This is a genomic window from Streptomyces sp. NPDC088252, from assembly GCF_044740965.1.
In the GTDB taxonomy this organism is placed as follows: domain Bacteria; phylum Actinomycetota; class Actinomycetes; order Streptomycetales; family Streptomycetaceae; genus Streptomyces.
In genome coordinates this window covers 128,029-135,260 of record NZ_JBIURS010000024.1, presented here as the reverse complement: position 1 = coordinate 135,260, position 7,232 = coordinate 128,029, and the positions used below count along the sequence as shown (strand labels likewise).

General features: G+C 69.0%; 5 protein-coding genes and 1 pseudogene. 4 read left to right on the top strand and 2 right to left on the bottom strand.

All coding sequences use genetic code 11. The features are described 5' to 3' along the window. Positions 1–222: 222 nt before the first annotated feature. Together ACIOHC_RS34955 and ACIOHC_RS34950 are read right to left on the bottom strand one after the other, a co-directional pair. Positions 223–536: pseudogene (locus ACIOHC_RS34955) on the bottom strand (TetR/AcrR family transcriptional regulator); the annotation flags it as partial. Between the two features lie 331 nt (positions 537–867). After that, entirely contained in the window at positions 868–1,851 is a 984-nt protein-coding gene (locus tag ACIOHC_RS34950) for a LuxR family transcriptional regulator (protein WP_401845439.1), read from the bottom strand. 218 nt (positions 1,852–2,069) lie between these two features. Between ACIOHC_RS34950 and ACIOHC_RS34945 the strand changes: the two genes are divergently transcribed. From ACIOHC_RS34945 to ACIOHC_RS34930, 4 genes are all read left to right on the top strand, one after another. Continuing rightward, positions 2,070–3,482 carry an aminopeptidase P family protein gene (locus ACIOHC_RS34945; RefSeq protein ID WP_401845437.1) on the top strand — a complete coding sequence of 471 codons (1,413 nt, stop codon included), beginning with the start codon at positions 2,070–2,072 and terminating at the stop codon, positions 3,480–3,482. A gap of 440 nt (positions 3,483–3,922) precedes the next feature. Next, positions 3,923–4,960, top strand: coding sequence for an ABC transporter ATP-binding protein (locus tag ACIOHC_RS34940; protein ID WP_351074155.1), 1,038 nt, complete (start codon positions 3,923–3,925; stop codon positions 4,958–4,960). Between the two features lie 95 nt (positions 4,961–5,055). Then, positions 5,056–6,267, top strand: coding sequence for an ABC transporter substrate-binding protein (locus ACIOHC_RS34935; RefSeq protein ID WP_351074156.1), 1,212 nt, complete (start codon positions 5,056–5,058; stop codon positions 6,265–6,267). A 62-nt stretch (positions 6,268–6,329) separates the two neighbouring features. Next, positions 6,330–7,214 (top strand): ABC transporter permease, encoded by an 885-nt coding sequence (locus ACIOHC_RS34930; protein ID WP_351074157.1) that lies wholly within the window; start codon positions 6,330–6,332, stop codon positions 7,212–7,214. The last annotated feature ends 18 nt before the right edge of the window (positions 7,215–7,232 follow it).

Genomic DNA, 7,232 nt, shown 5'->3' with positions numbered 1-7,232 from the left:
CCCGCGTGCGCCGCTATCCTCCACCCGCGGGGGGGCCCCCTCGGTCCTGTGTGCGGGTCCGGGGCGCGGTGTCGGCCCCCGCCCACCGCGGGGCCCCCCCCCCCACGGCCCGTCACCCGGGACGGAGGACGGCGGTTCTTCAGTCGACGGACGTCGGCCGGGTGGGAAGCGTCCCGAGCAGTGTGGCGGCGGATTCCTCGGCCAGATCCTCGGCGTGACCGGGAGCAGAGCGGCCTCCTTCGGGCGGGCGCGGCTCCATGCGACGACCTGGCGGGCCGCGGCGGGCGCGGACCACTGCGGGTCGGCGTCCGCTTCGAGGATCCCGACGGAGCCGTCCTGGAAGCTCCCGACCGTCCGCAGCCACACCTCGGCGAGCAGAGCCGTCCGCCCCGCGAACCGGTGGTAGACCGAGCCGCTCGGGCGCCCACCTCTGCGGCCACGGCGGACATGGTCACGTCGGCCGGGCCTGATGCGGCGGCTTGTCGCACGGCGGCGTCGAGGAGTTGGTCCGTATCGAAGCGTGATGGCCTTCCCATGTACTGGAGGGTCCACGTGGGTGCGCTTCACCTTCAGCGGGCCACGCGGCTTCTACGGATTCCACGAATACGCCGTCCTGGCCGTCGACGACGAACGCACACTGCTGCGCCACACCCTGGCCATGGACGCTCGCGGCCCGGCCCGATCACCTGGCCACTCGTCTGGCGGCCGCTGCACGACGCGTGCCTGGAGGACAGCTTGGACCGCGCGGAACTGGCCTGTACGGGAACGGTGGCACACCCGGCGCGCCGAGGGCGATACGTGCGGATGCTGCGCAGCCTCGCTCGTTGAGTGCCGAGTGCGGTGGCGCGCCGCCGTCCGGGCCGCCGGTCACAACCATCCGCAGCGCTGGGCCTGCAAGGCCAGCTGGAAGCGGTTCTCGGCGCCCAGCCGAGCCATCAGGATCTGCAGGCGGCGGTACAGCGTGCGGCGGCTGATTCCCATCTCACGGGCGATGACGTCGTCGCCCGCTCCACCCGCGAGGAGCCACAGCACGCGGCGGTCGGCGGGCGGCAGACCGCCTGGGCGGGTGGTGCGGCCGTGGAACGGCAGGGCGCTCTGCCAGGACTGCTCGAACAGTGCCACGAGCGCGGAGAGCAGGCCGCACGGCTGCACGACCAGCATGGTGTTGTGTACGTCGGCCTCTTTGATCGACAACGACACGAGCGCGTACGCCTCGTCGATGATCACGAGTTTGACCGGTACCGACGGCACCACCCTGGCCTGCTCGCCGGCCCTGATGCACGGTTCGATGACCTCCTTCAGATGGCCGGGATGCTCCAGCGACTCCCGCGAGTACACGACACGCTGGGTCACCCCGCGGGCGAGCGTGGCCAGCGCGTCGTCCGTGGCCCCGGACAACGGGAAATACGGTGGTGACTCGAACTGCCGAATCTGTTCGCGGGCGCTCGCCCAGGCGTGACGGATCCTGGGGCCGATGGCGTCGCCGGTGACGACCTCGACGAGATTGTCGTTGTGCGCGGCGAGCCGCTGCCGCCGGAACGACTCGAACGCGCCTCCGACGGTGATGCGCGATTCCTCGACCTCGGCCGCCCGGTGCCGGGCGAGGATCTCCAGGCCCGCGGCGGGCGGAACCGGAGCCACCACGTCCCCGCCCTCCTCGGCGGCACTGGCCAGACCGGCGTCCACCAGCGCGTCGTACGCCGTGGCGAGTTCCGCACCGCCCAGACCGGTCACGGTTCCGATCGCACTCAACGGAGCGGGGGCCAGCTCCAGCAGCGCCAGATACACCTGGACCGCCGCCTGGCCGATGCCCAGAAACCGCAGGGCCTCGCCGAGTTTCGCGTTCGTCATACGCCGAATTATCGACGACTCCTCACGACACCGTGGCCGATCTGTGCCAGTGGCGGTCTTCGGCACCAAGACCGTGCGGTGCGGGTTACCGTCCGAGAGCCGCCGGCGACCGGCGACAGCGAGGGCGTCCGAGCCGCACCGGCAGGGAGCTCGGCCTGTGCGCAGGGCTCCCGCTGCCGCTCGCCGCCGAGGAACCCGACCAGAAGAAGGTGTAAGACGTGGCGAAGGCGCGAAAGAACGGTCTCTACTCAGGGATCTCCGAGGAACTGTCCGCTCTGATGCGGACGGGATGGGCGGACACCGAACGGCACGACCTGCGGCTCGGCGAGCAGGCTCCCTACGCGGCCCGCCGCCGCGCCGCGCTCTCCGCGCGCTTCCCCGGCGAACGCCTGGTGATCCCCTCGGGGAACCTCAAGGTCCGTTCCAACGACGACACCTACCCGTTCCGCCCGTACTCGGGCTATGTGCACATGACCGGAGACCGGGCCCGGGACGGCGCGCTCGTCCTCGAACCCCGTGCCGACGGTGGCCATGATGCCTACTGCTTCCAGCTGCCGCGGGACAGCAGGGACAACGACGAATTCTGGGTCGGCGCCACGGCGGAGCTGTGGATGGGCCGACGACGCTCCCTCGCCGAGTCGGAGCTCGTGCTCGGCCTGCCCTGCCGCGACGTCCGCACGGCGGCCGACGACCTGGCCGCCGCCTCCGGTACGCCGACACGGATCGTCCGCGGTCTCGACCCGTCCCTTGAGGCCGTCGTCACCACCGAGGAGGAGCGTGACGCCGAACTGGAGGAGGCGCTCAGTGATCTCCGCCTCGTCAAGGACGACTGGGAGATCGCCGAGCTCCGCAAGGCCGTGGACTCCACCGTGCGCGGATTCACCGATGTGATCGGTGAGCTCTCCCGGGCGGTCGCGTCGTCCGAGCGGTGGATCGAAGGCACGTTCTTCCGCCGCGCACGCCTCGAAGGGAACTCCGTGGGCTACGGATCGATCTGCGCCGCGGGTGAGCACGCCACAATCATGCACTGGACGGACAACGACGGCCCGGTGCGCCCGGGAGACCTGCTCCTTCTCGATGCCGGCGTGGAGACGCACACCCTCTACACCGCCGACGTCACGCGCACGCTTCCGATCAGCGGCACCTTCACGCCCCTGCAGCGCAAGGTGTACGACGCGGTGTACGAGGCCCAGGAGGCCGGCATGGCCGCCGTCAAGCCGGGTGCCGCGTACCGTGACTTCCACGAGGCGTCCCAGCGCCACCTGGCGGCCCGGCTGGTCGAGTGGGGCTTCGTCGAAGGCCCGGCCGACCGCGCGTACGAACTCGGCCTCCAGCGTCGCTTCACCATGGCGGGCACCGGTCACATGCTCGGTCTGGACGTCCACGACTGTGCGCAGGCCCGGCACGAGGAATACGTCGACGGCGTACTGGAGCCGGGCATGGTGCTCACCGTCGAGCCCGGTCTGTACTTCCAGCCGGACGACCTCACCGTTCCCGAGGAGTGGCGCGGCATCGGCGTCCGGATCGAGGACGACCTGGTCGTGACCGAGGACGGACACGAGAACCTGTCGGGGGGCCTGCCGCGGTCGGCGGACGAGGTCGAGGCGTGGATGGCCCGGTTCGCGGGCTGAGAATGCTGCAGCAGGTGCCTGGTGCCAGGTACCTGCTGCAGGATCCGCCGGATCGAACGGCTGCCGGCCGACAACGCCTGGGCATGGCGCGGGGGACCGGTCCGAACGCCCGCTTCTGCGCGACAGCCTGACCGCCCCGGGGCTCAGTGGGCCCCGGGGCGGCGGCACAGCCGAACGTGGCCCCTGCACCCACGGGATGGCCGCTGGGCCGCCCATGCGCCCGACAGCGCCCACGCCGGGTCCCGGTCGGCCGACACGAAAACGGCTCTTCGCGTAGCGCGCAACTCGGGCCTCACGGGTTTCAACGGCAACCACCCTGTAAAGCTCGTGTGTTGACCCGTCCTCTACTGGAAGGCGGCATTGAGATTTGAACCACGGCTTCTTATGTTTTACCCGCGGCGCCCGACCAACGCTCAACGGCACACGAAAGGTTTCCGCCCATGGGAGGAATGGCGATCCGACTGCATGGGCTGAGCAAGAGCTTCGGCCGGACCGAGGCGGTGATCGGGGTCGACCTGGAGATAGCCGACGGTGAGTTCTTCTCGATGCTGGGCCCGTCCGGGTCGGGCAAGACCACGGTGCTGAGAATGATCGCCGGATTCGAGGCGCCCACTTCCGGCACCGTCGAGCTGGCCGGTCGCGATGTCACCCGTCTGGCCCCCTTCGAACGCGACGTGCACACGGTGTTCCAGGACTACGCGCTCTTCCCGCACATGACGGCCGAGCAGAACGTGGCCTACGCCCTCAAGATCCGCAAGGTGCCGAGAAACGAACGGCTGCACCGGGCCCGGGAAGCCCTCGCGCAGGTCCGCCTCGACGGCCTCGGCGGACGTCGGCCCTCACAGCTCTCCGGCGGCCAGCGTCAGCGCGTCGCTCTCGCCAGGGCGCTGGTCGGCCGCCCCCGCGTGCTGCTTCTCGACGAACCGCTCGGTGCGCTGGACCTCAAGCTGCGCGAGCAGATGCAGGTCGAACTCAAGGCGATCCAGCGGGATGTCGGCATCACCTTCGTGTTCGTCACCCACGACCAGGAGGAGGCCCTCACGATGAGCGACCGGATCGCCGTCTTCCGACAGGGCCGTATCGAGCAGACCGGCACGCCCGCCGAGATCTATGAGCGGCCGGCGACCCCCTTCGTCGCCGGCTTCGTCGGCATCTCCAATCTGCTCGGAGGTGATGCTGCCGAACGGGTCGTCGGCTCCTCGGGTACGTACAGCATCCGGCCCGAGAAGATCCGCGTGCTCAAGGAGTCCGCCACACCGGATGAACCCGAGCACTCCACCGCGACCGGCACCGTCGCCGAAGTCTTCTATCTCGGCGACGCCACCCGATTCCTGGTGGAGCTCGATGCCGGAGGGAGCCTCACCGTCCTTCGGCAGAACCTGGAGACCTCCTCCGAGGACGTCGCGGCCTGCCGCGGGGCCCGGGTCAGGCTGCTGTGGCACGACCACCACACGTTCCGGGTTCCCGAGGCGCAGTGACCGCAACCCCGCGGCGACACCGTCAGGACCGCACCGCATGCCCGAGTGAGATGACGCACCGCCCGCACGTCCCGTCCCGCTCCGCCCTCATACCCATGGAGAGACTCGTGCGCCTGAACCGACCCCTCAAGGCCGCAGTCGCCATCGGCGCGCTGCTCCTGGTCACCGCCTGCGGCTCCTCGGACTCGGGCAGCGGCCGGTCCTCGACCGGACTCGAACCCCCGGACCTCAAGGCGCAGTCGAAGCTCGGCAGGACGGAGGGCCAGGTGGATCTGATCGCCTGGGCCGGGTACGTCGAGGACGGATCGAACGACCCGAAGGCCGACTGGGTCAGCGATTTCGAGAAGCGGACGGGCTGCCGGGTCAATGCCAGGACGGCCGCCACCTCCGACGAGATGGTCAGCCTCATGAAGACCGGCGGCTACGACGCCGTGTCCGCCTCCGGGGACGCCTCACTGCGTCTCATCGCCTCCGGAGACGCGGCCCCGGTCAACACCAAGCTCGTGCCCAACTACGCCGACGTCTTCAAAGGCTTGAAGAACCAGGACTGGAACTCGGTGAAGGGCGTCTCCTACGGCATCCCGCACGGCCGCGGCGCCAACCTCCTCATGTACAACACGGAGAAGGTCAGGCCCGCCCCCGACTCCTGGTCCGCGGTGTTCGACAAGGCGTCCGCGCACAAGGGCAAGGTCACCGCGTACGACTCACCGATCTACATCGCGGACGCCGCGCTCTTCCTGAAGGCCACACAGCCGGACCTCGGCATCAAGAACCCGTATGCCCTGGACCAGAAGCAGTTCGACGCGTCCGTGGACCTGTTGAAGAAACAGAACGCGAACATCGGCGAGTACTGGAGCGACTACCTCAAGGAGATCTCCGCCTTCAAGAGCGGTGACTCGGTGGTGGGCACCAGCTGGCAGGTGATCGCCAACCTCGCCCGGTCCGAAGGCGCCAAGGTGAAGGCCGTTCTTCCCCGAGAGGGATCCACCGGCTGGTCCGACACCTGGATGCTCGCGGCCAGGGCCAAGCATCCCAACTGCGCCTACAAGTGGTTGGACTGGATCATCTCACCCAAGGTGAACGCGCAGGTCGCCGAGTACTTCGGTGAGGCCCCGTCCAATGCGAAGTCCTGCGCCGAGACCGCCGACAAGAACCACTGCGCGACGTTCCATGCCGCGGACGAGGCGTACTGGAAGAACGTCCACTACTGGAACACGCCCATCCCACAGTGCCTGGACGGCCGCACCGATGTCGCATGCGTCCCGTACGCGAAGTGGGTGCAGGCCTGGAACGAGATCAAGGGCTGAAGCCGATGATGACGCAGACCAAGGATCGAACCCGGCCATGAAGCAGAGCGGGGGCTGACCTCATGACCGATTCCGTCGCAGCCGCTGGCCCCGTCCGGAGGATCGCCGGGGCCCTGCACCGCCGGCCCCGGTTGCGGCTGTCCCTGCTGCTGACCACACCACTGCTGTGGCTCGTCCTCGCCTATCTCGGCTCGCTGGCCGCACTGTTCCTGTCGGCTTTCTGGACCACGGACCCCTTCACCTCGAACGTCGTGAAAGTGTGGTCCACCGACAACTTCGCGGCGCTGTTCACCGAACCGTTGTACCGGCAGGTGGCGCTGCGCAGCATCGGTGTGGCGCTCTGCGTCACCGTCCTGTGTGCCGTGATCGCGTTCCCGGTCGCTTTCTACACGGCACGGGTGGCCCGCCCCAGGTGGCGGCCGCTGCTGGTGGTGGCGATCCTCACGCCGCTGTGGGCGAGCTATCTGGTGAAGGTGTACGCCTGGCGGCTGATTCTTTCCGAAGGCGGGCCGCTGGACTGGTTGCTGAGGCCCTTCGGTCTCAGCGGGCCAGGCTATGGCCTGCCCGCCACCGTCATCGTCCTGACCTATCTCTGGCTGCCGTACATGATCCTGCCGATCCATGCGGGACTTGAGCAATTACCCGCCAGCCTGCTCGATGCCTCCGCCGACCTCGGTGCCCGAACCGCCCGCACCTTCCGCTCCGTGGTACTGCCGACGGTGCTGCCGTCCGTCGCCGCCGGATCGGTCTTCACCTTCTCACTCAGCCTCGGCGACTACATCACCGTGCAGATCGTCGGCGGCAAGACCCAACTGATCGGCAACCTCGTCTACTCCAACGTGACGCTGAACCTGCCCCTGGCCGCGGCAGTCGGCACCGTTCCGGTGATCGTCATCGTGCTCTATCTGCTCGCCGTCCGCCGTTCGGGTGCGCTGAGCAGTTTCTGATCACGGCCGCCACAGCCG

What these genes read in the sequence shown, in the direction of transcription:
- ACIOHC_RS34950 (WP_401845439.1), bottom strand. Translation starts at nt 1,851, where the DNA reads ATGACGAACGCGAAACTCGGCGAGGCCCTGCGGTTTCTGGGCATCGGC.
- ACIOHC_RS34935 (WP_351074156.1), top strand. Translation starts at nt 5,056, where the DNA reads ATGGAGAGACTCGTGCGCCTGAACCGACCCCTCAAGGCCGCAGTCGCC.
- ACIOHC_RS34930 (WP_351074157.1), top strand. Translation starts at nt 6,330, where the DNA reads ATGACCGATTCCGTCGCAGCCGCTGGCCCCGTCCGGAGGATCGCCGGG.
- ACIOHC_RS34940 (WP_351074155.1), top strand. Translation starts at nt 3,923, where the DNA reads ATGGGAGGAATGGCGATCCGACTGCATGGGCTGAGCAAGAGCTTCGGC.